The sequence below is a fragment of the Pseudomonas sp. PDM27 genome (genome assembly GCF_019219205.1).
In the GTDB taxonomy this organism is placed as follows: Bacteria; Pseudomonadota; Gammaproteobacteria; order Pseudomonadales; family Pseudomonadaceae; genus Aquipseudomonas; species Aquipseudomonas laurylsulfatiphila.
In genome coordinates, this window is sequence record NZ_JAHUWF010000003.1 from 112,668 (window position 1) to 137,768 (window position 25,101).

Here is a 25,101-nt window from a genome sequence, read left to right on the forward strand (position 1 = left end):
AACGATAACGCGGGAAACCTGACACCCAGCGGCGCTCTCAAGTCCATCGCGAGCAAGCTCGCTCCTACAGTGGGGGCCATCTTGAGCAATCGCCCCAACACGCTATGCTGCCCGACTCTGCCACCGATCGAGACGCTGCCATGTCCGCCCCGAGCATGACCCTGTACCACAACCCGCTCTCTCCCTTTGTTCGCAAAGTCATGGTGCTGCTGCACGAAACCGGTCAACAGGACCGCGTGGCGCTACAGACCAGCGTCCTCACCCCGGTGACCCCGGACCCGGTCCTGATCGACGACAACCCCCTGAGCAAAATCCCGGCCCTGCGCCTGGCCGATGGCAATGTCATCCATGACAGCCGGGTCATCCTCGACTACCTCGATCAGCAGCACGTCGGCAACCCGCTGATCCCCCGCGAAGGCTCGGCCCGCTGGCGGCGCCTGACCCTCGCCTCCCTTGCCGACGGGATCATGGACGCGGCCGTGCTGGTGCGCTACGAAGTCGCCCTGCGTGCCCCGGAGAAACACTGGGACGAATGGCTCGACGGCCAGCGCGACAAGATCCGCCGCGCCCTGGCCCTGCTGGAAAAGGACGCGATTGCCGAGCTGACCAGCCACTTCGATGTGGCCGCGATCAGCGTGGCCTGTGCACTGGGTTACCTGGACCTGCGCCATCCGGATCTGGATTGGCGCACGGCGAATCCGCAACTGGCGGCGTGGTACTTCGAGGTGAGTCAGCGGCCTTCGATGATTGCGACGATGCCGAAGGCTTAGGACTTCGCCGGCTGTACTGGCCGCTTCGCGAGCAGGCTCGCTCCCACAGTAGGTCGTCGGTGCGTACAAATGTTGTATTCACTGGAGAACCCTTGTGGGAGCGAGCCTGCTCGCGAAAATACCAACGCGGTTCATCAGGCAACCACTGCAAAATCCGCGTCACCAACACCTCGCTCCAGCGCTGATCCTCGCGCAACCCCACCGACCGGTTCATTGCACCGCTCCAATATCGAAGTCCAACGGCTTGGCCGTTTTCTGCCCGATCCCGTACCAGTCCAGCTTGCGGGTCAGCACCATGAACACGCCCAACAAGCCGAACAGCAGCAACGAGCCCATCAACAGCGCGTAATCCTCGGCGCTCAACACGCCGTAAAGCAGGCCGTACAACGCCGCCAGTCCCGCGGAGAAACTCAACCCGTTCACGACGCTGCGCAGCACATGGCACACATAAAAACCGATCAACGACACGCAGCCCGCCGCCGACAACAGATAGGCCAGCCCAAAACCCACGTGCTCGGACAGCGACAGCAACAGCAGGTAAAAGAACGCCAGGGCCACCCCCACCAGCGCGTATTGCACCGGGTGCACGGCCAGGCTTTTCAACACTTCGAAGAGGAAGAAGCCGGCGAACGTCAGGACGATGAACAACAGTGCGTATTTGATCGCCCGGTCGCTTTTCAGGTACTGGTCCACCGGGTCGATAAAGCTCACGCCGAAGCTGCGGCCGCTGAAGGCTGCGCAGTCACCGCCGGTGACGCAGCTGCTCAAGGCCTCCTGCAGATTGGTGGAGAAAAACGACGCCTGCCAGTTAGCGGTGAACCCCTGATCGGTGACGTTACGCTGGGCCGGCAGATAGTTGCCGATGAAGCTTGGGTGTGGCCAGTCGGCGCTCAGCGAGACGGTGCTGGTTTTACCCACCGGCAATACCTGCAACACGCCCGTGCCTTGCAGGCGCAGGTTAAAACCGAAAGCCAGCTCCGCGGCCTGTTCGGTGTTCAGCGCCGGCAGTGTCACGTGCACGCCCTCACCCAGCCAGCCGACCTGGCTACCGGGAATGAAGTCCAGACTCTGGCCGTCGAGCTCGAGTTTCAGGGCATTTTCGATACCACGGATGTCGCTGATGCCAACGGCGAGAAACGGCTGGTCGAACCGGTAATCGGCAAAGTCTTCCTTGATTCCGAGCCGCGCCGGCAGCGAAAAAAGCCCACTGATGCGATTGTCGGCATGAAACAGCCGCGCCTGGTAAATCCCCCGGGAACGCAACTCGGTCTGCACCTGGCCGTCGAGCTCGAAGCGTTCCGGCAGGAAGTACAGACGACCGCGCTCTTCGCTGATGTCTTGATAACGCTCGTTGGTTTTTTCACGGGTCTTCCAGGTGCGCACCACTTTGCGATAGGGCACCACCAGCAACGGACCGCTCACCTGCTGGCTGAAACTGAAACTGCGGGCGATGTCGTCGAGCACGCCGTCGCGCAGTTGCTGACGGTCGCGGATCACACCGTTGATCATCAGCAGCGGGATCAACAACAACAGAATCAGCAGGGCAATCGCCCCGAGTTTTAGGGTCAGGCTACGGTTCATGGGACTCTCCCTGTTTTGGATGGGAAAAGTCTGGCGTGGCTGTGTGGGGGTTTTATGGGAGAAATGTGGGGATTATGTGGAGACTTGACCGACCCCATCGCGAGCAAGCTCGCTCCCACATTTGATCTTCGGTTCGCATATATTTTGTGTTCGCGGGAGATCCCATGTGGGAGCGAGCTTGCTCGCGATGGCCGCGACTCGGTCCTAAGGCAGGCGCAACGTGACCTCTACACCACAGTCGACATTACCGACACTCATCGCCCCACCATGCAACTTGACCACCTCTTCAACGAAGTTAAGCCCCAACCCTGTGCTTTTTCGCCCACTGTCCGGACGCGGCAGTGAGTAGAAGCGCTCGCTCAAGCGCGGCAACGCATAGTTGGGAATCGCCTCGGCCTGGTTAAAAAGCTTGAATTCGATTTGCTCACCGATCTTTGTGGCACTGAATCGCAGCAAGCCACAAGCCGGGGTGAAATCCAGAGCGTTCTCCAGCAGATTTCCCAGCGCCTGACGCAACAGGAATGGCTCACCGGTCACGGTCAGATCCGCTGCAATGGTTTGCTCCACACATAACTGCTTGCCTTCGATTCGCGCCGCCTGAGCACTCAGCAACTCACTCACCAAAGCACCCAGCGGCACGTCGACGCGTTCTTCCAGCCCCTGACGCTGCTCGACTTGCGCCAGATTCAACAAGCGCTCGATCAACTGCTGCATGCGCGCACTTTCGCTGTCGATGTTGCCGACAAAACGCTGCCGCTGGACCGGCGGCATATCGCCCTGCAACAGTTCCGCCGCGCCACGAATGGCTGCCAGCGGACTCTTCAACTCGTGGGTCAGTGTGTGCACGTAACGCTCGACGTAGGCCTTGCCTTCAAGCTGCGTGCGCATCTGCTCCACCGCCGTGGCCAATTGTTCCAGCTCACCCCCGCGATAATGCGGCACTTCAACCCGCCGGCCTGCACTGACGCCTTGGGCGTACGCGGTCAATCTGCGCAGGGCGCGGCTCAGCCACCAGGACAACAACGCGCCGAACAGCAAACCGAGACCGATCAGCCCGGCGCCATACGCCAGCAACCGGCGTTCCGTGCGATCCACATATGGCTGCAACGAGCTGTTGGGCTTGGCCACGGTCACTACACCGATGATCTGACCGTTGTCGCGAATCGGCGCGCCGACATGCATCACCGAAGACCCCGGATCGTTCGGGTCACCGCGGGTGGAACGAGCGCCGTATTCGCCGCGCAGGGTCAGGTAGACGTCGTTCCAGCGCGAGTAATCCTGCCCCACCGCCGCCCCGCTGGAATCCAGCACGACGATGCCCTTGGCGTCGGTGACGTAGATGCGGTGGTTGACCTGATTCTTCGCCAAGCCCCAGATTTTCGCCGCCGGCTGGCGCTCACCATAAGCCTTGAGCAGTTGCGGCCAGCGGTTCTGATTGAGGGTGCCGGCCTTGAAGTCGTCGCGCAGGATCTCGGCCATCAGGTTGGCGGTATCGACCAGGGTTTCTTCGGTGGACTGGCGAACGCCGGGGCGGATCTCTTGCATGACCGTGTTGAGCACAAAGTAGCCCGTCAGGCCGATGAACAGTGCGTAGACCAGGAAAAACCGGATTCCCAGCGGCATCAGCTGTGTCCCGGGCTGTAGCTGTAGCCGAGGCCGCGGTGGGTCTGGATCGGTTCGGCGTCAGCCTTCACCCGTCGCAACTTGGCACGCACGCTCTTGATGTGGCTGTCGATGCTGCGCTCGTAACCGGCGTCGGCGGCCACACCCAGGGCATCGAGCAACTGTTCGCGACTGAAGACGCGCTCGGGCTGTTCCAGCAGGCATTGCAACAGGCGGAATTCATGGCGGGTAAGGGTCAGCAGTTGACCGCGATAACTGATTTGCACACGGTCGCTATCGATGCGAAACAGCGTCGTCGACGGTTCGCTCACCGTTCGGGGTGACATGCGTTTGAGAATTGCCCGGACCCGCGCCGCCACCTCCCGCGGGCTGAACGGCTTGACCACGTAGTCGTCGGCACCGATCTCCAGGCCCACGACGCGATCGATCTCGCCATCCCGGGCACTGAGGAACATCACCGGCACTTCGCTGAAGCGCCGCAGTTGCTTGCAGGTTTCGAAGCCGCTGATGTCCGGCAGGCCGATATCGAGAATGATCAGATCCGCCGGGGTCTGACGCTGATGCTCCAGCGCCGCCGCGCCGAGGCTCAGCCACGTGGTGGTGAAGCCCTCGCCTTGCAGGGCGAAAATCAGGGTGTCGGCAATGGCCGTTTCGTCTTCGACAATCAGGATATGAGGCATGGCGTCCGAGCCCGGCAGGGATGTGGGCGAACGGTGCCCCAAGCCTCACACCCCGTCAATCAGCAATCGGGTTTGTCCGCGGTAAACCGCCGTGCCGGGTTCACCGCCGCACCGAATTCGCGCAACGCCTTGGCGCCGATCAGCAACGGGTAGTTGAAGCTGCTGCGGTCTGTCAGGTTGACCTCGACCGTGCGCTTGACGTGCCCCAGGCACAGCTCCAGATCGACCACCGGACGCTTGGTCGGCGCGACGACTTCGTTGTCCTCCTCGTCCTCTTCGGAGCGGGTCTTGATCTTGCTGATGCGCGCGACCTTGTGTTCGTAGACCTGGTTGCCCGCATCCTTGGTGGCCAGGCGGAAACGCACCCAGTCTTCGCCGTCACGCTTGAAGGTTTCGATATCCTTGGCCGACAGGGATGCGGTCAGGGCGCCGGTGTCCATTTTCGCCTTGAGGACCTGCCCGCCGATTTCCGGCAGGGCGATGTATTCGTAACGCCCGTACAGGGTCGGCTCGGCGGCCATGACCGGCAGGGCCAGGAGGGAAAGCAGTGCGAGGAGCAATTTCACGTAGGGCTTCCTTGAAGGATGGGCAGCGGAATTTTAGACCGTGGCCGTTGAATTCGTTCGCAGATATTTGAAGATCAATGCCCTGTAGGAGCTGCCGAAGGCTGCGATCTTTTGATCTTCAAGACAAAGTCAAAAGATCGCAGCCTTCTGCAGCTCCTACAGGGACGAGGGTATCCAGCCTACCGCCACCCAGGTGAAGCATTCGTCATAGCGATTTGGCCTGTCGCCCGAAGCTGCTTATCATGGCGCGCCCAAACGCTTGCAAGAGTTCTTTATGCGCCGCCTGCTCACCGGCTGTTTCGTCACACTGCTGCTGTTGCTCAACACCCTGGTCCTGATCGGACCCTTGATGGTGTTTGCCTTGCTCAAACTGGTCCTGCCCGGGCGCTTTCGCGATTACGCCTCCTGGGTGGTGATGTGGATCGCCGAAACCTGGTCGGAAATCGACAAGCTGATTTTCCGCGTCTGCATCCCCACCCGATGGGACATCCGTGGCGGTGAAGATCTGCGCCGCGATACCTCGTACCTGGTGATCAGCAACCATCAATCCTGGGTCGACATCCCGGCGCTGATCCAGACGCTGAACCGGCGCACGCCGTTCTTCAAATTCTTCCTCAAGAAAGAGCTGATCTGGGTGCCCTTCCTGGGCCTGGCGTGGTGGGCGCTGGACTACCCGTTCATGAAGCGCTACAGCAAGGCGTTCCTGGCCAAACACCCGGAGCTGGCGGGCAAGGATCTGGAGATCACCAAAAAGGCCTGCGAGCTGTTCAAGCGCCAACCGGTGACGGTGGTCAACTATCTGGAAGGTACGCGCTTCACCGCAGCGAAAAGTGCTCAACAGCAGTCGCCGTTCACTCACCTGCTCAAGCCAAAGGCTGGCGGCGTGGCATTCGTGCTGGCGGCAATGGGCGAGCAGCTGGACGCCGTTCTCGATGTGACGGTGGTATACCCGCAGCAGAAGATTCCGGGGTTCTGGGACCTGATCAGTGGCAATGTGCCAAGGGTCATCATCGACATCAAGACCCGCGAGCTCGACCCGACGCTATGGCAGGGTGATTACGAAAACGATCCGGTGTTTCGCGAGAAGATCCAGAACTGGGTCAACCAGCTCTGGATCGAGAAGGACCGGCGCATCGACGCCTTGCGCGCCGAGCGCTACTGAATCAGCTACCGGTGCTGGCGCCAGCGCCGGCGCCCCAGATATTGCCCAGGCTGCTCAGCAGCGTACCACCGACGCCCTGCTGACCGAGGTACTGCAAGAGCACCGGGGTGAACAGGCCGATCATGCCGCTGTCCATGCCCAGGGCGCCGAAGGCGTTGTTCAGGTCGTTGGTGTCCTTGACGTTGCCCAGGGCGTTATCCAGCCCTGCAGCCTTGCCGCTGGAGCCGAGCAGGCCGGCCAGCGCGCCCAACTCACCGCCGCCCGAGAGCATGTCGATGCCCGGCACGCTTTTGGCCAATTGCGCGTAGTCGGTCGAACTCAACTGGTTCTTCGCCAGGCCCAGCATGGCCCCGGCGCCGCCGATGGCTTGCTCTGGAGTGATGTCCAATTCACTGAGGGTGCTCAGCAAATCGGCGGTCTGCGGCGTCGGTGCGGCGGTCTCGGCCGCGTCATCGCCTTTCATGCCGGCAATGACATTGGCTGCATCACTCAGGTTGAACTGTGCAAAAGCCGGGCTGGCCGCCAGGGTCAGGAGCGATGCCAGTGCAAAACCGCGTGAAATCTTCATTCAGACATCCTCGATGAACACCGCCCGGCAATGGGCGGCGAAAAACTGTGCATTGGACTGACGCCCTCAAGGATTGTTCCCGGCCCTGTAGGAGCTGCCGCAGGCTGCGATCTTTTGATCTTGATCTTCGGCAAATTCAATATCGCCAGGATCAAAATATCGCAGCCTCCGGCAGCTCCTACAAGGTCGGTGTCGTGGCAAATAGCGATCCACTGCATCCAATTCCACCCCGCCTGCGTATATCAAGCACGGACAGACACTCCTGGCCGATTCTCATCACAAGGATCATCACCATGAAACGCACTTCGATCAAAACGCCATTGATTGCCAGCCTGCTGACCCTGGCCCTTGGTGGCGGACTCGTCCTGAACACCGTGCAAGCGGCGGACATGGGCCACGGCACCGTCACGGTCGGCGGCCAGACCATGCTGCCAAGCAAGGACATCATCGATAACGCAGTGAACTCCGCCGATCACACCACCCTGGTCGCCGCTGTAAAAGCCGCCGGCCTGGTTGACACCCTCAAGGGCAAAGGCCCGTTCACCGTGTTCGCCCCGGTCAATTCGGCCTTCACCGCCCTGCCCGCGGGCACCGTCGACACCCTGCTCAAGCCGGCCAACAAGGCCACGCTGACCCACCTCCTCACCTACCACGTGGTCGCCGGGAAACTCGACATGATGACCCTGTCCGAGAAAATCAGGGCAGGCGGCGGCAAGGCCGAACTGACCACGGTGGCCGGCGGCAAACTGTGGGTCATGATGAACGGTCCGCACAACATCACCATCAAGGATGAAAAGGGCGACGTCGCTGACATCACCACCTACGACGTGTACCAGTCCAATGGGGTCATTCAGGTCATCGACAAAGTGCTGATGCCGAAAAGCTGAGCCGTGCCGCCGCCCTCGCACATCGGGGGCGGCGGTCCGCCCGAGGTGTTCGCCGTGAATGGAACAACTGCACGCCGTGAACTAACCTCTGCCTGCAACCGGCCCCCTGACCCGCTTTCCGGGAGAACCGCCATTCCCATCGCCGACGCCGATCAGCTCAGGCAATTGCTGGCCCAGTGTTCACTGGGTGACCGCCGCGCCTTCGAGACGCTATACCGCAGCGTCGGCCCGCGCCTGCACGGGGTAGCGCTGCGCTTCATGGGTCGTCCGGACTTGGCCGAAGAGGTGCTGCAAGAGAGTTTCGTGCGCATCTGGAACAATGCATCACGCTACGAAGCGCACCTGTCGGCGCCGTTGACCTGGATGATCAACATCACCCGTCACCAGGCCATCGACCAGTTGCGCAAACACCGCGATCGGCCATTGAGCGATCTCGAAGAACAGAGACTCGTGGATGAAAGCCCATCGGCCCACGAGCAACTGGACAGTGCCCGCGAAGCCAGCGCCTTGAACCGTTGCCTGGACAGCCTCGAAGGCATGCAGCGCCAGTCGATTACCGTCGCCTATTTCCAGGGACTGTCGTGTTCCGAACTGGCCGAACACCTGGCCGCGCCGCTGGGCTCGGTGAAGTCCTGGATCCGCCGCGGCATGGAACGCCTGCGCAGGTGCCTTGAATCATGAACTATCGAACCCCGACCCTGCGCCGCGCCCTCGCCGCCGACTATGCCATCGGCCTGATGCCTGCCACCGCGCGCCGGCGTTTCGAACAGCTGTTGCTGGAAGATGCGGCCTTGCGCGCAGAACTGGCACAGTGGCAGGAAAGCCTGGTCAGCCTGACCGATGCCCTGCCGGAGCAGCCGGTGCCGGACCGCGTCTGGCAAGGCATTACCGCGCGGATCGAACCACAAGTGCTGCACGTGCCAGAGAAGCGTCCGTTCTGGAATTGGCTGCGAGTGACGGCGGCGGCTTTCTCGCTGCTGGTCGCAGTGACGCTCGGTGTGCTCTACCTCCCCGACGACGCCCGCTACAGCGCCACGCTGGTGAGCGCCGACGCGCAACCGGCGTTGCGCGTTCTGGTCCACGAGGATTACCTGCAAGTCGAGCCACTGGCGTTGGCCGCCATCGGGCCGGATCGCAGCCTGGAACTGTGGGCGATACCGGCGGACGGCAAGCCGATTTCCCTCGGCGTGGTTCCGCCGAACGGCAAAGGCAAAGTCGAATTGAGCGAGACGCAGATAGCGCTGATCGGCAAGCCGATTGCGCTGGCGGTCAGCCTTGAACCGAAGGGCGGCTCGCCGACCGGGCAACCGACAGGGCCGGTGCTGTACCAAGGGGCGTTGGCGGCACTGTGAAAGCAGAAGATCAAAAGATCAATACGTTCCCCTGTAGGAGCTGCCGCAGGCTGCGATCTTTTGCCCCTAAAAAAACGGCGACCTGAAGGTCGCCGTTTCATTTTGCGTGAAAACTTACGCCGCGCTGAACATCTTGTGCGGATCGATCACAAACTTCTTCGGCACGCCCGCATCAAACTCGCCATAACCCTGCGGAGCCTGGTCCAGGCTGATCACCTGAACGCCCACCACTTCGGCGATGTTGATACGGTCCCACATGATCGCTTGCATGAGCGCGCGGTTGTACTTCATGACCGGGGTCTGGCCGGTGTGGAAGCTGTGGGACTTGGCCCAGCCCAGCCCGAAGCGGATGCTCAGGCTGCCCATTTTCGCGGCAGCGTCGACAGCACCCGGGTCTTCGGTCACGTAGAGGCCGGGAATGCCGATCTTGCCGGCCACACGCACCACGCCCATCAGCGAGTTGAGCACGGTGGCCGGGGCTTCGTGTTTCACGCCGTCATGGCCATGGCCACGGGCTTCGAAGCCGACGGCGTCGATGGCGCAATCCACTTCCGGTTCGCCCAGCAGTGCGGCGATCTGTTCGTGCAGCGGCGTGTCCAGGGACAGGTCGGCAATCTCGAAGCCCTGGGCCTTGGCATGGGCCAGGCGAACGGTGTTGACGTCACCGATGATCACCACCGCCGCGCCCAGCAGGCGAGCGGATGCGGCCGCCGCCAGACCGACCGGACCGGCACCGGCGATGTACACAGTGCTGCCTGGGCCAACGCCGGCAGTCACGGCACCGTGATAGCCGGTCGGCAGGATGTCGGAGAGGCAGGTCAGGTCACGGATTTTTTCCATGGCCCGGTCGCGATCCGGCAGTTTCAGCAGGTTGAAGTCGGCGTACGGCACCATGGCGTATTCCGCCTGGCCGCCGGTCCAGTCGCCCATGTCGACATAACCGTAGGCACCGCCCGGGCGGGCCGGGTTGACGCTCAGGCACACGCCGGTGTGCATTTCCTTGCAGGAACGGCAGCGCCCGCAAGCCACGTTGAACGGTACGGACACCAGGTCGCCGATTTTCAGGTTCTCGACGTCACTGCCCTTCTCGATCACTTCGCCAGTGATTTCGTGGCCCAACACAAGGCCGGTTTGCGCCGTGGTACGCCCGCGCACCATGTGCTGGTCGGAACCACAGATGTTGGTGGAAACTACTTTGAGAATGACCCCGTGCTCGATCTTGCGACCGCGCGGGTCCTGCATTTTCGGATAGTCAATCTTCTGTACTTCGACCTTGCCAGCGCCGAGATACACCACACCACGATTGCCAGACATGCTTTCACCTCGCTGTTGTTTTTATGGAACCGCGTCGCCCAGGCAGGCAGCGCGTTAAGTGCTCGGTAAATCAAAAGATCGCAGCCTTCGGCAGCTCCTACAATGACCGCATACCCCTGTAGGAGCTGCCGAAGACTGCGATCTTGGCGATATCGAAATCGCTACAGGACCACCGTCCTGTTGGCATTCAAAAACACGCGACGCTCAATGTGATAACCCACCGCCCGCGCCAGCGTCAGCCCTTCGATATCCCGCCCCTTGGCGATCAAGTCTTCCGGGTAATGGCTGTGGTCCACTGCCTCGACGCCCTGGGCAATGATCGGGCCTTCATCAAGGTCGTTGTTGATGTAATGCGCCGTGGCGCCCACCAGTTTCACCCCCTTGTTGTAGGCCTGGTGATAGGGCTTGGCGCCCTTGAAACCCGGCAGCAGGGAGTGGTGGATGTTGATTGCCTTGCCATCGAGCTTGCGGCACAACTCGGGCGACAGCACTTGCATGTAGCGCGCAAGGATCACCAGCTCGGCACCGGACTCTTCGATCACCTGCCACACCTGACGCTCTTGCGACGGCTTGTCGTTCGGGTCCAGCGGGAAGTGGTAGTACGGAATCTGGTGCCAGTCAGCCAGTGGCTTGAGGTCCGGGTGGTTGGAGACCACCGCGGCCACGTCCATCGACAATTGGCCGATGCGCTGGCGATAAAGCAAATCGTTGAGGCAGTGATCGGCCTTGGAGACCATGATCACCACTTTCGGCCGGTAGTTCGGTTCAGTCAGTTCGAAGATCATGCCAAAGGCTTCACCGCGCTCGGCGAGCCCCGCGCGGAATGATTGCTCGTCGAAGCCGTCGGGTTGACGGAATTCCACGCGAATGAAGAAACGGCCCGAGAGCCGGTCATCGAAGGAATGGTGCTCGGTGACGTAGCAGCCCTGCTCGAACAGAAAGCGGGTCACCGCGTCCACGGTGCCGAGGACGCTGGGGCAGTCGGCGGTCAGAATCCATGTGTCTGGGGCGCGGCTCATGGTGCGGTGACTCCTGTGAGATCTGTAAACAAAGCACCCATCTGTGGGAGCGAGCCTGCTCGCGATGGACGTCAACGATGACGCGTACTTCCTGATTTAACGCGTCGCTCTCAAGTCCATCGCGAGCAGGCTCGCTCCCACAGAGGAAGGTGGTGATCAGGCTTGCACGCTCAGCCCGTATTCGGCAGAAGCATCCTGCAACCACAGCCACCAGTAGTCCGAGAAGCTGCGACGAATCAGCAGTTCCCAGGTGTCTTCGGCGGTGTGACGGATCATCAGTTGCGACTTGGCGAACACCGTGCCGACCGCTTTGCCCACCGGGAAGTTGTTTGGGTGCACGTCGTAGCTGGTGGACTTCATCAGCACCTGGCGCACGTTCGGGCCGCTCAGTTCGAGGAGTTGCTGGCCGCCGCTGACGTTGACGATTGCAATGTGCAGATCGCCCAGTGCTTCACGCAGTTTCTGCTCGGCGGCAAGCTCTTCACCGCTCGGCACGATCAGCAGCCATTCATCCGGCCCCATCCACTGCAGGCTGGTCTCGCCTTTGACGATGACGGTCAGTGCACCCGGCAACTCGATGCCAAGGGCCTTGTGCACGCCGGCGGCGAACGCGGCATCGTGGCCGTCGCCACGAATGGTCAGGTGGCCGAGGAGTTTTTTCTCACGCACGGTCACGCCGGCGTTCTTGCGACCCTTGCCCACCAGGCTGGCGAGGTCGGCATGATGCAACGACGACTCGGCCTTGGCCCCGGAGGTTGGGCGTTGTTGGTAAACATTGGCTGCGGTCATAAAGCACCTTTCCTGAATTCTGTTAGCCCTGTGGAGACTGTTCTGCCGCTTTCGCGAGCAGGCTCGCTCCCACAAGGGGTACGCGATCTCCTGTGGGAGCGAGCCTGCTCGCGAAAGCGGCAGCCGGCACCCCACAGGACCCGAGCCTTAAACGTTCTGGCGTTCACCCTTCGGATCGAAGAACACCGAAGAAACGATTTCCGCCTCGATCACGCTACCGTCGGCCAGCGGTGCGAACACTCGCTCGCCCATCCGCTGCAATCCGCCCTTGACCACGCCCATGGCAAACGAATAGCCCAGGGAGTTGTGCAGGTAGCTGGAAGTCACGTGACCCACCATGGTCATCGGGATGGCTTGCTTGGTGTTGAACACCAGTTGCGCACCTTCCGGCAACCATTTGGTCGGATCGATCGGCTTCAGGCCAACCAGCTGTTTGCGCTGATCACGCACACAGTCTTCACGGTTCATGCCACGCCAGCCGATCCACGAGAACGGCTTGGTGCGACCGACACACCAGCCCATGTTCAGGTCGTCCGGGGTCATTGAGCTGTCAGTGTCCTGACCGACGATGATGAAACCCTTCTCGGCCCGCAGCACGTGCATGGTTTCGGTGCCGTACGGTGTCAGGTTGTACTTCTTGCCGGCGTCGACGATTTTTTCCAGCACGCCCATGGCGTAGTCGGCTTGCACGTTGACTTCGTACGACAGCTCACCGGTAAACGAAATCCGGAACACCCTCGCCGGCACACCGCCGACCAGGCCTTCTTTCCAGGTCATGAACGGGAAGGCTTCGCTGCTCAAGTCGATGTCGGTGACTTCGCTGAGCAGCTTGCGGCTGTTCGGCCCGGACAGGGTCATGGTTGCCCAGTGGTCGGTGACGGAGGTGAAGTACACCTTCATGTCCGGCCATTCGGTCTGGTGGTACAGCTCCAGCCACTGCAGCACACGAGCCGCGCCGCCGGTGGTGGTGGTCATGACGAAATGGTTGTCGGCCAGGCAGGCCGTCACGCCGTCATCGAAGACCATGCCGTCTTCTTTGCACATCAGGCCGTAGCGCGCCTTGCCCACGTCGAGCTTGGTCCAGGCGTTGGTGTAGACGCGGTTGAGGAACTCACGGGCGTCCGGGCCCTGGATGTCGATCTTGCCCAGGGTCGAAGCATCGAGCAGGCCGACGCTGTCGCGCACGGCTTTGCATTCGCGCTTGACCGCGGCGTGCAGGTCTTCACCGGATTTCGGGAAGTACCACGGACGTTTCCACTGGCCGACGTCTTCGAACTCGGCGCCGTTTTTCAGGTGCCATTGATGCAGCGCGGTGTAACGCACCGGCTCAAAGATGTGCCCACAGTGACGACCGGCCACGGCGCCGAAAGTCACCGGCGTGTAGTTCGGACGGAACATGGTGGTGCCCATCTGCGGGATGGTCACGTTCAGCGAACGGGCGGCGATGGCCAGGCCGTTGACGTTGCCGAGCTTGCCCTGATCGGTGCCGAAGCCCAGTGCGGTGTAGCGCTTGACGTGCTCGACCGACTCGAAGCCTTCGCGGGTCGCCAGTTCGATGGCGGCGGCGGTGACGTCGTTTTGCAGGTCGACGAATTGCTTCGGCGCCCGTGCGGTGTTCTTTTCATGGGGAACCTGGAACAGCGCCAGGGTCGGCTCTTCGAGACGGCTCAGGGCTTTTGGCAACACACCTTCGATCGTCTGGAACCCGGCTTCGGCGGCGGCGCGGGCGCCACCTTCAAAACCGTCAGCCAGGGAATCGCCAAGGCCGAAGACACCGTTGATGCCACCGACACATACACGCTTCTGCGGTGCCTCACCCGGTACGAAACCGAGGATGTCTTCGCGCCAGATCGGCTTGCCACCCAGGTGCGAAGCCAGGTGAACCACCGGGCTGTAACCACCGGAACTGGCCACCACGTCGCATTCAAGCCATTCGCCAGGACTGGTCACGGCGTGGGCTTTGACATCGATGGCGGCCACACGGGCAGCGGTCACGCGCTTGCTGCCACGGGCCTCGATCACGGCGCTGCCGGTGAGGATGCGGATGCCTTTGGCACGCGCCTCTTCCACCAGCGCACCACGCGGGTTGCTGCGGGCGTCGGCGATGGCCACCACTTGCAGGCTGGCATCGAGCCAGTCCAGGGCAACGCGGTAGGCGTGGTCGTTGTTGGTCGACAGCACCAGCTTCTTGCCCGGTGCCACACCGTAACGACGCACGTAGGTCGAGATGGCACCGGCGAGCATGTTGCCCGGTACATCGTTGTTGCCGTAGACCAGTGGACGCTCGTGAGCGCCGGTCGCCAGCACCACACGCTTGGCACGGACCCGGTGGATGCGCTGACGCACCTGGCCAATCGGTGCGCGGTCGCCGAGGTGGTCGGTCAGGCGCTCGTGAATGGTCAGGAAGTTGTGGTCGTGATAGCCATTGACGGTGGCGCGCGGCAACAGCAGCACGTCCGGGGTGTTCTTCAGTTCGTCGATGACGCTGGCGACCCACTCGGTCGCCGGCTTGCCGTCGAGGCTTTCGCGGGAGTCGAGCAGGCTGCCGCCGAACTCTTCCTGTTCGTCAGCCAGAATCACACGGGCACCGCTGCGCGCAGCGGCCAGTGCAGCCGCCAGGCCGGCAGGACCAGCACCCACGATCAGCACGTCGCAGTGCTGGTTCATGTAGTCGTAGGTGTCCGGATCGTTCTCGGTCGGCGAGCGGCCAAGACCGGCAGCCTTACGAATGTATTTCTCGTAGGTCATCCAGAACGATTGCGGGTACATGAAGGTTTTGTAGTAGAAACCCGGCGGCATCAGCTTGCCGCCGACCTTGCCGAGAATCCCCATCATGTCGTTGTTCACGCTCGGCCAGCCGTTGGTGCTGGTGGCGACCAGGCCTTGATACAGCGCCTGTTGCGTGGCGCGCACGTTCGGGATCTGCGTGGCTTCGGTGGCGCCGATCTGCAGCACCGCGTTCGGCTCTTCGGCACCGGCGGCGAAGATGCCGCGCGGACGGGAATACTTGAAGCTGCGACCGATAATGTCGACGCCGTTGGCCAGCAGTGCAGCGGCCAGGGAATCGCCTTCGAAGCCTTTGTAGTTCTGGCCGTTGAAGGTGAAGCTCAAGACTTTGTTGCGGTCGATCCGTCCGCCGTTGGACAGGCGATTGATCTGGCTCATACCTTCTCTCCCAGAGCCGTACTGGCCGCTTTCGGGCTATCGGTCTTGTCGGTGAATTGTGGCTTGGTGCCGATCTTGTAGGTTTCGAGAATCTCGTAGGTCACGGTGTCGCGGGTGACGTTGAAGTACTGACGGCAACCGGCGACGTGATCCCACAGCTCGTGGTGCAGACCGCGCGGGTTGTCGCGGAAGAACATGTAGTCGCCCCACTCCTCGTCGGTGCAGTTGTTCGGGTCCAGTGGACGCGGGATGTGCGCCTGGCCGGATGCATGGAATTCCTCTTCGGAGCGCAGTTCGCCGCAGTGAGGACAGAAGATATGCAACATAGGAAATTTCTCCTGTTAGTGGGCGACGGCAGCAGCGCCGTGTTCGTCAATCAGCGCACCGTTGTGGAAACGGTCGATGGAGAAAGGTGCGGCCAATGGGTGCATTTCGCCCTTGGCCAGGCTTGCGGCAAACACGTTGCCCGAGCCCGGTGTGGCCTTGAAGCCGCCGGTGCCCCAACCGCAGTTGAAGAACATGTTCGGTACCGGGGTTTTCGAAATGATCGGGCAGGCATCCGGGGTGGTGTCGACGATGCCGCCCCACTGACGGTTCATGCGCACACGCGACAGCACCGGGAACATCTCGACGATGGCCTGGATGGTGTGTTCGATCACCGGGTACGAACCACGCTGGCCGTAGCCGTTGTAGCCGTCGATACCGGCGCCGATCACCAGGTCGCCCTTGTCGGACTGGCTGATGTAGCCGTGCACGGCGTTGGACATGATCACGCTGTCGATAATCGGCTTGATCGGCTCGGACACCAGCGCTTGCAGCGGGTGGGATTCGATCGGCAGGCGGAAACCGGCGAGCTTGGCCATGTGCCCGGAGTTACCGGCAGTCACCACGCCGACGCGCTTGGCGCCGATGAAGCCCTTGTTGGTTTCCACGCCGATGCACACGCCGTTTTCCTTGCGGAAACCGATCACTTCGGTCTGCTGGATCAGGTCCACGCCAAGGGCGTCGGCGGCCCGGGCAAAGCCCCAGGCCACGGCATCGTGACGGGCCACGCCACCACGACGCTGGACGGTTGCGCCCATCACCGGATAGCGAGTGTTTTTCGAGCAGTCGAGGTACGGGATCTCGTCGGCCACTTGCTTGGCATCGAGCAGTTCGCCGTCCACGCCATTGAGGCGGTTGGCGCTGACCCGACGCTCGGAATCACGGATGTCCTGCAGGGTGTGGCACAGGTTGTAGACGCCGCGCTGGGAGAACATCACGTTGTAGTTCAGGTCCTGGGACAGGCCTTCCCACAGTTTCATCGCGTGTTCGTACAGGTGCGCCGACTCGTCCCACAGGTAGTTGGAGCGCACGATGGTGGTGTTGCGCGCGGTGTTACCGCCGCCCAGCCAGCCTTTCTCGACCACGGCCACGTTGGTGATGCCGTGTTCCTTGGCCAGGTAGTAAGCCGTGGCCAGGCCATGCCCGCCACCGCCGACGATGACCACGTCGTAGACCTTTTTCGGGGTCGGCGTGCGCCACATGCGCTGCCAGTTTTCATGGTGGCTGAGGGAGTGTTTGAAGAGGCCGAAGCCCGAGTAGCGTTGCATAGTCATTTACTCCAAAACCGCACTCAGCGATAAACCGGGAAGTCCGCGCACAGGGCTGCCACTTGCTCGGCGACATTGGCCTCGACATCGGCATCGCCGAGGTTGTCGAGGATGTCGCAGATCCAGCCGGCCAGCGTGACGCACTGGGCCACCTTGAAGCCGCGCGTGGTCACCGCCGGGGTGCCGATGCGCAGGCCGGAGGTCACGAACGGCGACTGCGGATCGTTCGGCACAGCGTTCTTGTTCACAGTGATATGGGCGCGACCGAGGGCGGCATCCGCGTCCTTGCCGGTCAGGCCCTGACGGATCAGGCTGACCAGGAACAGGTGGTTGTCGGTACCGCCGGACACTACATCGTAGCCGCGTTTGATAAACACGCCGGCCATGGCCTGGGCGTTGTCGATCACTTGTTGCTGATAAGCCTTGAAGCCAGGCTCCAGCGCTTCCTTGAAGCACACCGCCTTACCGGCGATCACGTGCATCAGCGGGCCGCCCTGGGCACCCGGGAAAACCGCCGCGTTGAGCTTCTTCTCGATTTCTTCGTTGGACTTGGCCAGGATCAGGCCGCCACGCGGACCGCGCAGGGTCTTGTGGGTGGTGGTGGTGACCACGTCGGCATAAGGCAGCGGGTTCGGGTACAGACCGGCCGCGACCAGACCGGCAACGTGGGCCATGTCGACGAACAGCAGCGCACCGACCTTGTCGGCGATCTGGCGGAAGCGCGGGAAGTCGAGGGTCTTGGAGTAGGCCGAGAAGCCGGCAACGATCATCTTCGGCTTGCACTCGACGGCCAGGCGCTCGACTTCGTCGTAGTCGATCAGACCGGTCTTGGTGTCGATGCCGTACTGCACGGCGTTGTACAGCTTGCCCGAGGACGACACTTTGGCGCCGTGGGTCAGGTGACCGCCGTGGGCCAGGCTCATGCCGAGGATGGTGTCGCCGGCTTGCAGCAGGGCCAGGTATACGGCGCTGTTGGCCGAGGAACCGGAGTGCGGCTGGACGTTGGCGTAATCGGCGCCGAACAGTTGCTTGGCGCGCTCGATGGCCAGGGCCTCGACCTTGTCGACGTGCTCGCAGCCACCGTAGTAGCGCTTGCCCGGGTAACCTTCGGCGTATTTGTTGGTCAGGCCGCTGCCCTGGGCCTGCATCACGCGCTTGCTGGTGTAGTTCTCCGACGCGATCAGCTCGATGTGATCTTCCTGACGTTGCTCCTCGGCATTCATCGCCGCCAGCAGTGCATCGTCGTAACCCTGGATCTGGTCTTGCTTGCTGAACATCGCGTCTCTCCCAGCGGCGGCGGTGCGCCATTCGTCTCGGTGAGGCACTGGCTTTTCGGCAGTGCCCTTTGGTAGCGATGGTATGACTGGCTTGGAGTCGTCAAATGCCTACGGGCGCCACGCAAAGGTGCGTTTACGACATGGGAAGAAATGGCAGGCCAAACACGACCGTCGATCCAGCGCAGATCCCCTGTGGGAGCGAGCTTGCTCGCGATAGCGGCATCACATTCAACATTGATGTCGACTGACCCGCCGCCATCGCGAGCAAGCTCGCTCCCACAGGTCAGGCGATGGCCTGTCGCACTGCGAGCAACACCAGGAAATGCAGGGGATAGAGCGCATACGCCCAGCGGCGCATCGGGGGTGGTTTTACGTCATGGACGTGTCGCAACAAGAACAGTCCGAGCCATGGCGCAATCAGACAAGCGGCGATGGCCGGAATGGCCGCGTGGTTGCCCAGCCGTGCCGCGTGATACAGCACCTGCCATTGATTGGCCGCCAGACAGGCCAACCCCGCCAACAGCGCGAAATACCAGGGTCGTCGGAACACCAGCAACATCACCCACGGCAACAACACGCCAAAGAAACCGAACATCAGTCGCTCTGAGAAAATACCCGCCAGCACCAATGCGCCAGCTGCCAGCAGCCGCGATGCAAGCCCCGGCTGCTGCCAGCCACGAACCACCAGCAAGCCCAGGGCAAGGGTGGGCAGCACGTTCAAGGTGTCGGGATGGGGAATGAACATCCGGTAGGGAACTTCACTCACCGCGCTAAACAGCAACAACCACCCCAGATAGCGCCACTGGCCACCGGTTGTCGTAGTCCGCTCGCGCGCCAGATTGGCCGCCATCGCCAGGCAGAACCACGGAAACGCCAGGCGCCCCGGCACATACAACCAATCGGCGGAATAACCGACATATCGCAGGTGATCGAGCAGCATGCTCAAAAGCGCCAGCCACTTGAGCATATCCAGTGCCCCGTCGCGCGGCTTCAAGTGCATGGTCTTGTGCATGATCACGTGCATAATTGCCCTTCGACACTGTATTTTCCCCACAGCGACATCCTGTGCGCTCCACCTGACGATCTTGGGTACAGAGCGCACCCTCATTGACCACGGGACGCTTCACCATAGGCATCTCGACCACGGAAGCAGGCCATGACCGACAAGAGCCAACAATTCGCCAGCGACAACTATTCCGGCATCTGCCCTGAAGCCTGGGCGGCCATGGAACAGGCCAACCACGGCCACCAGCGCGCCTACGGTGACGACGAATGGACCGCCCGCGCGTCCGACGATTTCCGCAAACTGTTCGAAACCGACTGCGAAGTGTTTTTCGCCTTCAACGGCACCGCCGCCAACTCGCTGGCGCTGTCCTCGCTGTGCCAGAGTTACCACAGCGTGATCTGCTCGGAAACCGCTCACGTCGAAACCGACGAATGCGGCGCCCCGGAGTTTTTTTCCAACGGCTCCAAACTGCTGATCGCCCGCACTGAAAACGGCAAGCTGACCCCGGAATCGATCCGCGAAGTCGCGCTCAAGCGCCAGGACATCCACTACCCGAAACCTCGCGTGGTGACCCTGACCCAGGCCACCGAAGTCGGCAGCGTCTACACCCCGGACGAAATCCGCGCCATCAGCGCCACCTGCAAGGAGCTGGGTCTGAACCTGCACATGGACGGCGCACGCTTCTCCAACGCTTGCGCATTCCTCGGCTGCTCCCCGGCCGATCTGACCTGGAAGGCCGGCGTCGACGTGCTGTGCTTCGGCGGCACCAAGAACGGCATGGCAGTGGGCGAGGCGATCCTGTTCTTCAACCACAAACTCGCCGAAGACTTCGACTACCGCTGCAAACAGGCCGGGCAGCTGGCTTCAAAGATGCGCTTCCTGTCGGCACCCTGGGTCGGCATCCTGGAAAACGACGCCTGGCTCAAATACGCCAACCACGCCAACCGCTGCGCGCAATTGCTGGCCGAACTGGTCAGCGACATTCCTGGCGTGGAGCTGATGTTCCCGGTGCAGGCCAACGGCGTGTTCCTGCAACTCTCGGAACCGGCCATCGCTGCCCTGACCGCCAGGGGCTGGCGTTTCTACACCTTCATCGGCAACGGCGGCGCACGCTTCATGTGCTCGTGGGATACCGAAGAAGCGCGCGTGCGCGAGCTGGCGAAGGACATCCGTGAAGTGATGTCCCACTAAAACTCTGGTTTACACCGCCCCCCCTGTGGGAGCGGGCTTGCTCGCGAAAGCGGTAGTACATTCAGCATCTGCGGTAACTGACCCACCGTATTCGCGAGCAAGCCCGCTCCCACAGTAGCCAATCCAATCGCCCCTCATCGTTCGCACCTGAAGACTTCGTCTACATTGTTTGTCGAGCCGATCCGCTCACATAACAACAATCTGGAGCGTCAGCATGTCATTGCAAGGCAAAACCCTGTTCATCACCGGCGCCAGCCGCGGCATCGGCCGCGAGATAGCGCTGCGGGCCGCACGCGATGGGGCCAACATCGTGATCGCCGCCAAAAGCGCCGAACCTCACGCCAAGCTGCCCGGGACGATTTTCAGCGTAGCCCGGGAGGTGGAAGCCGCAGGCGGCAAGGCGCTAGCCTTGCAGGTGGATGTACGTGAAGAGGATGCCGTACGTGAGGCGCTGGCCCGGGCCAACGAACATTTCGGCGGTATCGACGCGCTGATCAACAACGCCGGGGCAATCAAGCTGACAGGAGTCCAGCACCTTGAACTGAAACGCTTCGACCTGATGCACCAGATCAACACCCGTGCCGTATTGCTGTGCAGCCAGGCTGCGCTGCCGTACCTGAAGAAGTCCGGTGGCCACATCCTCAACCTGTCTCCGCCGCTGAACCTGGCCACCAGATGGTTCGCCCAATACAGCCCCTATACCGTCACCAAGTACGGCATGAGCATGCTCACCCTGGGCATGAGTGAGGAATTCAGGAATTACGGCATCAGCGTCAACTCGCTGTGGCCACAGACGATGATTGCCACCGCGGCCATCGAGTTTCAGTTGGGGTCGAAGGAATCGTTCAAGCATGCGCGAACGCCTGCAATCATGGCGGATGCGGCACATGTGATTCTGAGCAGCACAAACCGCAGCCTGACCGGGCGGTTGTTGATTGATGAGGAAATACTGCGGGAACACGGCGTGACCGAGTTCGGGCACTATCGGTTCGCGCCCGACAGCACCGACAAGCTGATGACAGATCTGTTTATTGACTAAAACCCTCCCCTGTAGGAGCCAGCCTGCTCGCGATGAACCTGAGAACGCCGCGGGGTGCCAGGCTGCCAGCGGCATCGTTGACGTCCATCGCGAGCAGGCTCGCTCCTACAGGGGATTCGCGGCTGTCAGAATTCGATACGCACGTCGCCCTTCGGCACGCTGCAGCACGACAGGATGAACCCTTCGGCTTCGTCTTCCTCGGTGATCCCGCCGTTGTGCTCCATCTCCACTTCGCCACCCAGCTTCAACACCTTGCAGGTGCCGCAGATGCCCATGCCGCACGCTTTCGGAATCATCAGGCCGACCTTGGCCGCCGCCGCATGCACGGTCTCGCCCGGGGCCACGCGGATGCTCTTGCCGGAGGCGGTGAACTCCACTTGGTGCAGGTCCGCGGCGTCGACTTCCGGTGCCTCGGCGGCCTGCTCGGCGTGCTCCACCGCATCGGCGCGCGCCTCTGGCGGGGTCGCACCGAAGGATTCTTCGTGGTAACGCGACATGTCGAAACCTGCGCCTTCCAGCAAGCGCTTGACCGCGTTCATATAGGGTGTCGGGCCGCAGCAGAACACTTCGCGCTCAAGGAAGTCAGGCGCCATCAATTCAAGCATTCTGTGGTTCAGGTAACCGCGATAACCGGCCCAGGGCTCACCCATGCCGTGCTTCTCGCAGATCAGGTGCAGGCTGAAGTTCTCGATCCGCGACGCCATGTGCTCCAGCTCGCGGTGGTAGATGATGTCTTTAGGCGAACGGGCGCTGTGGATAAACACCATGTCGACATTGCCGTTGGTGTCGTAGAACCAGCGCGCCATGGACATGACCGGCGTGATACCCACGCCGCCGCTGAGGTAGAGCACCTTCGGCGCGGTGAAGTCCATGGCATTGAACAGCCCGACCGGGCCGTGCACCGCCAGTTCCTGGCCTTCGTGCAGGGTGTCGTGCAGCCAGTTCGAGACCTTGCCGCCCGGCACGCGCTTGATGGTCACCGAAAAGCTGTACGGCACCGACGGCGAGCTGGAAATGGTGTACGAACGCATGATCGGCTGGCCTTCGATTTCCAGCTCCAGGGTGACAAACTGCCCCGGCTTGAAGAAGAACAGGATCGGCTGGTCGGCCATAAAGCAAAAGGTGCGCACATCCCAGGTTTCCTGGATGACTTTGACGCAACGGACGATGTGTCGACCATTGGCCCAGGTCTGGGTGGTTACCGGATTCAGGAAGCTGTTGGACATGCTGATCTCCACGGCCGACTGCCGGCCTTCATGTTGGCGATTCTGCGTATAGCGCGGATCACCCATTTACCTATCTGCGACATTGACATGCTTATCGCGACCAGCCCCCAACGACCGGGGCTTGCGCGTCGGGAACAGATTGCACCATGTCGCCCATGGATAAGGTTCTGGCCAGCGCCGGCCCCACACTCGCCCCATACCAAGACACATTCTTTACACCTTGCGTAGCAACCCTGAACAGCACACCTGATTAGCCACTTTCGCCGGCCACGCAGATGGCCTTGAGGATAAAACGATGGACGTCACTACTACCCTGAGCCTGGGCGATCCGCTGGAACCCGCACGCAAGGCCACCGCGCAAATGCTGCAGGAGCGCGAGCGCACGTTCTCGCTGCCGCAGCCGTTTTACTCCGACGAGCGCCTGTTTGATATCGACATGCAGGAAATCTTTCAGAAAGAGTGGCTGATCGCCGGCATGACCTGCGAGATCCCTACCAAGGGCAACTACCTGACCCTGCAGATAGGCAAGAACCCGATCATCGTCATCCGTGGCGCCGAAGGCGTGGTGCACGCGTTCCATAACGTCTGCCGCCACCGTGGCTCGCGCCTGTGCACCAGCGAAAAGGGCAAGGTCGCCAAGCTGGTTTGCCACTACCACCAGTGGACCTACGAACTCGACGGCCGCCTGCTGTTCGCCGGCACCGAGATGGGCGCCGACTTCGACATGAATCAGTACGGCCTCAAACCGGTGAACGTGAAGACTGCCGGCGGCTACATCTTCATCAGCCTGTCGGAAAACCCGCCAGCCATTGATGACTTCCTGTCGACGCTGAACCATTACATGGAACCGTACGACATGGAGAACACCAAGGTGGCGATCACCACTACCTTGATGGAAAAGGCCAACTGGAAGCTTGTGCTGGAAAACAACCGCGAGTGCTACCACTGCAACGCATCGCACCCGGAACTGCTGAAAACCCTGCTGGAATGGGACGACGTCACCGACCCGCGCGCCGACCAGGCGTTCAAGGACCACGTGGCCGCCTCCGCCGCCGCCTGGGAAGCCGAGAAGATCCCTTACGCCCACGCCAGCTTCGGCCTGCGCAACCGCATCGTGCGCATGCCGCTGCTCAAGGGCACCGTGTCGATGACCATGGACGGCAAACAGGGCTGTGCCAAGCTGATGGGCCGCATCAAGAACCCGGACCTGGGCTCGATGCGCATCCTGCACCTACCGCACTCCTGGAACCACTGCATGGGCGACCACATCATCGTGTTCACCGTGTGGCCGATCAGCGCCCAGGAAACCATGGTCACCACCAAGTGGATCGTGCACAAGGACGCGGTCGAAGGCGTGGACTACGACGTGGAGCGCATGCGCCAGGTCTGGGACGCCACCAACGACCAGGACCGTCGCCTGGCCGAAGAGAACCAGCGCGGCATCAACTCCACCGCCTACCAGCCTGGCCCGTACTCCAAGACCTATGAGTTCGGCGTGGTGAACTTCGTGGACTGGTACAGCGAGCGCCTGCTGAGCAACTTGGGGGCCGAGCCTGCGCCTTACCTCAAGGGCGTTCCGGTCCAAGGCTAAATCCACTCCCTGTAGGAGCAAGCTTGCTCGCGATGAGCCTGAGAACGCCGCCGGGTGTCAGGTTGCCAACGTTTTCGTTGACGTCTATCGCGAGCAGGCTCGCTCCTACAGGGGCTTGCCCGCCATTCATAGAACTGTACGAAATATGACCTATCTCGTTCAGACCTATGCCCGCCGCACCTTCCAGCCTTCCGCAAACAAGTTATCCACATCTCCACCCACAGCTATTGGGGACAACTGTGGATATGCTGGAAATTTTATTCACAAAAATCAAAGAAAAACCGTGACTTATCCAGAAGCTTGCTTCCACGAGTGGACTGATCGTTTTTTGATCTAAAGCCTAGAAGCCACGGCCTTCATGGCTCTCAGAGGATGGCAAACACCTTATCCACAGAAGCGCCAACAGACTTTGGGGTTAACTTGGAAGGCTCTGTGGAAAACCGCTGAAACCTTGAAAAATCCAGTGTTTGCGTGAAAGCCGACGATGCAAAACCACCTTTTGATCATTTTATGACCAGATGGCTGCGCACCTCTGTTTACAAGGCCTGCAGCCGAGAGCAAACATCTTATCCACAGAAGCGCCAACAGAGATTGGGGGCAAGTCTGCGTTGACAGCAGCACTTATCCCCTTGAAAAAGCTTGGAAAAACCACGAACCAGTCTGGTTGTTTTTTGAACGACGCCTTACAGGGCTTGATCTGTAT

The 25,101-nt window shown here is 61.4% G+C and carries 22 protein-coding genes; 8 read left to right on the top strand and 14 right to left on the bottom strand.

Annotated elements, in window-relative coordinates:
* Window positions 1–140: 140 nt before the first annotated feature.
* On the top strand, window positions 141–770 hold the full coding sequence (locus KW838_RS08340) for a glutathione S-transferase (protein ID WP_102700724.1): 630 nt from the start codon (window positions 141–143) through the stop codon (window positions 768–770).
* A gap of 210 nt (window positions 771–980) precedes the next feature.
* Here the strand turns inward: KW838_RS08340 and creD are convergent, their stop codons facing one another.
* From creD to KW838_RS08360, 4 genes are all read right to left on the bottom strand, one after another.
* On the bottom strand, window positions 981–2,351 hold the full coding sequence (gene creD / locus KW838_RS08345) for a cell envelope integrity protein CreD (protein WP_218500870.1): 1,371 nt from the start codon (window positions 2,349–2,351) through the stop codon (window positions 981–983).
* A 204-nt stretch (window positions 2,352–2,555) separates the two neighbouring features.
* Complete coding sequence (gene creC / locus KW838_RS08350; protein ID WP_218500871.1) at window positions 2,556–3,974, bottom strand: two-component system sensor histidine kinase CreC; 1,419 nt, start codon at window positions 3,972–3,974, stop codon at window positions 2,556–2,558.
* Window positions 3,974–4,654 carry a two-component system response regulator CreB gene (gene creB, locus KW838_RS08355; RefSeq protein ID WP_218500872.1) on the bottom strand — a complete coding sequence of 227 codons (681 nt, stop codon included), beginning with the start codon at window positions 4,652–4,654 and terminating at the stop codon, window positions 3,974–3,976. The genes creC and creB overlap by 1 nt, the downstream gene beginning before the upstream one ends.
* Before the next feature lie 59 nt (window positions 4,655–4,713).
* The gene (locus KW838_RS08360) at window positions 4,714–5,220 is read right to left on the bottom strand and encodes an ATP-dependent zinc protease (RefSeq protein ID WP_218500873.1); all 507 of its coding nucleotides are present in this window, start codon (window positions 5,218–5,220) and stop codon (window positions 4,714–4,716) included.
* A 274-nt stretch (window positions 5,221–5,494) separates the two neighbouring features.
* Between KW838_RS08360 and KW838_RS08365 the strand changes: the two genes are divergently transcribed.
* Window positions 5,495–6,382, top strand: a complete 888-nt coding sequence (locus KW838_RS08365) for an acyltransferase (RefSeq protein ID WP_218500874.1) — start codon at window positions 5,495–5,497, stop codon at window positions 6,380–6,382.
* A gap of 1 nt (window position 6,383) precedes the next feature.
* Here KW838_RS08365 and KW838_RS08370 read toward each other — a convergent pair whose 3' ends face one another.
* A complete protein-coding gene (locus tag KW838_RS08370; protein ID WP_218500875.1) occupies window positions 6,384–6,950 on the bottom strand; it encodes a DUF2780 domain-containing protein in 567 nt (188 codons plus the stop codon).
* 293 nt (window positions 6,951–7,243) lie between these two features.
* Between KW838_RS08370 and KW838_RS08375 the strand changes: the two genes are divergently transcribed.
* The 3 genes from KW838_RS08375 to KW838_RS08385 are packed head-to-tail and all read left to right on the top strand — an operon-like array spanning window position 7,244 to window position 9,189.
* A complete protein-coding gene (locus KW838_RS08375) occupies window positions 7,244–7,837 on the top strand; it encodes a fasciclin domain-containing protein (RefSeq protein ID WP_218500876.1) in 594 nt (197 codons plus the stop codon).
* A gap of 54 nt (window positions 7,838–7,891) precedes the next feature.
* A complete protein-coding gene (locus KW838_RS08380; protein ID WP_102700741.1) occupies window positions 7,892–8,518 on the top strand; it encodes an RNA polymerase sigma factor in 627 nt (208 codons plus the stop codon).
* Window positions 8,515–9,189, top strand: coding sequence for an anti-sigma factor domain-containing protein (locus KW838_RS08385; RefSeq protein ID WP_218500877.1), 675 nt, complete (start codon window positions 8,515–8,517; stop codon window positions 9,187–9,189). The genes KW838_RS08380 and KW838_RS08385 overlap by 4 nt, the downstream gene beginning before the upstream one ends.
* A 114-nt stretch (window positions 9,190–9,303) precedes the next feature.
* On the opposite strand, the gene fdhA is transcribed toward KW838_RS08385, so the two are convergent.
* The 8 genes from fdhA to KW838_RS08425 all read right to left on the bottom strand — a co-directional run bounded on the left by fdhA (window position 9,304) and on the right by KW838_RS08425 (window position 19,369).
* Window positions 9,304–10,503, bottom strand: coding sequence for a formaldehyde dehydrogenase, glutathione-independent (gene fdhA / locus KW838_RS08390; RefSeq protein WP_007980407.1), 1,200 nt, complete (start codon window positions 10,501–10,503; stop codon window positions 9,304–9,306).
* A gap of 161 nt (window positions 10,504–10,664) precedes the next feature.
* The gene (purU, locus tag KW838_RS08395) at window positions 10,665–11,522 is read right to left on the bottom strand and encodes a formyltetrahydrofolate deformylase (RefSeq protein ID WP_015097122.1); all 858 of its coding nucleotides are present in this window, start codon (window positions 11,520–11,522) and stop codon (window positions 10,665–10,667) included.
* A gap of 156 nt (window positions 11,523–11,678) precedes the next feature.
* Window positions 11,679–12,311, bottom strand: a complete 633-nt coding sequence (locus KW838_RS08400; protein ID WP_102700715.1) for a sarcosine oxidase subunit gamma — start codon at window positions 12,309–12,311, stop codon at window positions 11,679–11,681.
* A gap of 147 nt (window positions 12,312–12,458) precedes the next feature.
* Window positions 12,459–15,476, bottom strand: coding sequence for a sarcosine oxidase subunit alpha (locus tag KW838_RS08405; RefSeq protein WP_102700714.1), 3,018 nt, complete (start codon window positions 15,474–15,476; stop codon window positions 12,459–12,461).
* Complete coding sequence (locus KW838_RS08410) at window positions 15,473–15,802, bottom strand: sarcosine oxidase subunit delta (protein ID WP_218500878.1); 330 nt, start codon at window positions 15,800–15,802, stop codon at window positions 15,473–15,475. Before KW838_RS08410 ends, KW838_RS08405 begins: the two co-directional genes overlap by 4 nt.
* A gap of 15 nt (window positions 15,803–15,817) precedes the next feature.
* Complete coding sequence (locus KW838_RS08415) at window positions 15,818–17,068, bottom strand: sarcosine oxidase subunit beta (protein WP_007980419.1); 1,251 nt, start codon at window positions 17,066–17,068, stop codon at window positions 15,818–15,820.
* A gap of 23 nt (window positions 17,069–17,091) precedes the next feature.
* Complete coding sequence (gene glyA, locus KW838_RS08420) at window positions 17,092–18,345, bottom strand: serine hydroxymethyltransferase (RefSeq protein ID WP_015097125.1); 1,254 nt, start codon at window positions 18,343–18,345, stop codon at window positions 17,092–17,094.
* Window positions 18,346–18,628: 283 nt separating this feature from the next.
* On the bottom strand, window positions 18,629–19,369 hold the full coding sequence (locus KW838_RS08425; RefSeq protein ID WP_256358782.1) for a TraX family protein: 741 nt from the start codon (window positions 19,367–19,369) through the stop codon (window positions 18,629–18,631).
* 132 nt (window positions 19,370–19,501) lie between these two features.
* On the opposite strand from KW838_RS08425, the gene KW838_RS08430 reads away from it, so the two are divergent.
* Together KW838_RS08430 and KW838_RS08435 are read left to right on the top strand one after the other, a co-directional pair.
* The gene (locus KW838_RS08430; RefSeq protein ID WP_218500879.1) at window positions 19,502–20,542 is read left to right on the top strand and encodes a low specificity L-threonine aldolase; all 1,041 of its coding nucleotides are present in this window, start codon (window positions 19,502–19,504) and stop codon (window positions 20,540–20,542) included.
* Between the two features lie 214 nt (window positions 20,543–20,756).
* Entirely contained in the window at window positions 20,757–21,581 is an 825-nt protein-coding gene (locus KW838_RS08435) for an NAD(P)-dependent oxidoreductase (RefSeq protein WP_218500880.1), read from the top strand.
* 125 nt (window positions 21,582–21,706) lie between these two features.
* On the opposite strand, the gene gbcB is transcribed toward KW838_RS08435, so the two are convergent.
* A complete protein-coding gene (gene gbcB, locus KW838_RS08440; protein WP_095964136.1) occupies window positions 21,707–22,807 on the bottom strand; it encodes a glycine-betaine demethylase subunit GbcB in 1,101 nt (366 codons plus the stop codon).
* Between the two features lie 295 nt (window positions 22,808–23,102).
* Here gbcB and gbcA point away from each other — a divergent pair, with 295 nt between their 5' ends.
* Window positions 23,103–24,398, top strand: a complete 1,296-nt coding sequence (gbcA, locus tag KW838_RS08445; RefSeq protein WP_218500881.1) for a glycine-betaine demethylase subunit GbcA — start codon at window positions 23,103–23,105, stop codon at window positions 24,396–24,398.
* Window positions 24,399–25,101 lie beyond the last annotated feature (703 nt).

Bases quoted from the DNA above. Each gene is read 5' to 3' on its own strand.
- KW838_RS08340 (WP_102700724.1), top strand. From the start codon at position 141: ATGTCCGCCCCGAGCATGACCCTGTACCACAACCCGCTCTCTCCCTTT.
- creD (WP_218500870.1), bottom strand. From the start codon at position 2,351: ATGAACCGTAGCCTGACCCTAAAACTCGGGGCGATTGCCCTGCTGATT.
- creC (WP_218500871.1), bottom strand. From the start codon at position 3,974: ATGCCGCTGGGAATCCGGTTTTTCCTGGTCTACGCACTGTTCATCGGC.
- creB (WP_218500872.1), bottom strand. From the start codon at position 4,654: ATGCCTCATATCCTGATTGTCGAAGACGAAACGGCCATTGCCGACACC.
- KW838_RS08365 (WP_218500874.1), top strand. From the start codon at position 5,495: ATGCGCCGCCTGCTCACCGGCTGTTTCGTCACACTGCTGCTGTTGCTC.
- KW838_RS08370 (WP_218500875.1), bottom strand. From the start codon at position 6,950: ATGAAGATTTCACGCGGTTTTGCACTGGCATCGCTCCTGACCCTGGCG.
- KW838_RS08375 (WP_218500876.1), top strand. From the start codon at position 7,244: ATGAAACGCACTTCGATCAAAACGCCATTGATTGCCAGCCTGCTGACC.
- KW838_RS08385 (WP_218500877.1), top strand. From the start codon at position 8,515: ATGAACTATCGAACCCCGACCCTGCGCCGCGCCCTCGCCGCCGACTAT.
- fdhA (WP_007980407.1), bottom strand. From the start codon at position 10,503: ATGTCTGGCAATCGTGGTGTGGTGTATCTCGGCGCTGGCAAGGTCGAA.
- purU (WP_015097122.1), bottom strand. From the start codon at position 11,522: ATGAGCCGCGCCCCAGACACATGGATTCTGACCGCCGACTGCCCCAGC.
- KW838_RS08400 (WP_102700715.1), bottom strand. From the start codon at position 12,311: ATGACCGCAGCCAATGTTTACCAACAACGCCCAACCTCCGGGGCCAAG.
- KW838_RS08405 (WP_102700714.1), bottom strand. From the start codon at position 15,476: ATGAGCCAGATCAATCGCCTGTCCAACGGCGGACGGATCGACCGCAAC.
- KW838_RS08410 (WP_218500878.1), bottom strand. From the start codon at position 15,802: ATGTTGCATATCTTCTGTCCTCACTGCGGCGAACTGCGCTCCGAAGAG.
- KW838_RS08415 (WP_007980419.1), bottom strand. From the start codon at position 17,068: ATGCAACGCTACTCGGGCTTCGGCCTCTTCAAACACTCCCTCAGCCAC.
- glyA (WP_015097125.1), bottom strand. From the start codon at position 18,345: ATGTTCAGCAAGCAAGACCAGATCCAGGGTTACGACGATGCACTGCTG.
- KW838_RS08425 (WP_256358782.1), bottom strand. From the start codon at position 19,369: ATGCACGTGATCATGCACAAGACCATGCACTTGAAGCCGCGCGACGGG.
- KW838_RS08430 (WP_218500879.1), top strand. From the start codon at position 19,502: ATGACCGACAAGAGCCAACAATTCGCCAGCGACAACTATTCCGGCATC.
- KW838_RS08435 (WP_218500880.1), top strand. From the start codon at position 20,757: ATGTCATTGCAAGGCAAAACCCTGTTCATCACCGGCGCCAGCCGCGGC.
- gbcB (WP_095964136.1), bottom strand. From the start codon at position 22,807: ATGTCCAACAGCTTCCTGAATCCGGTAACCACCCAGACCTGGGCCAAT.
- gbcA (WP_218500881.1), top strand. From the start codon at position 23,103: ATGGACGTCACTACTACCCTGAGCCTGGGCGATCCGCTGGAACCCGCA.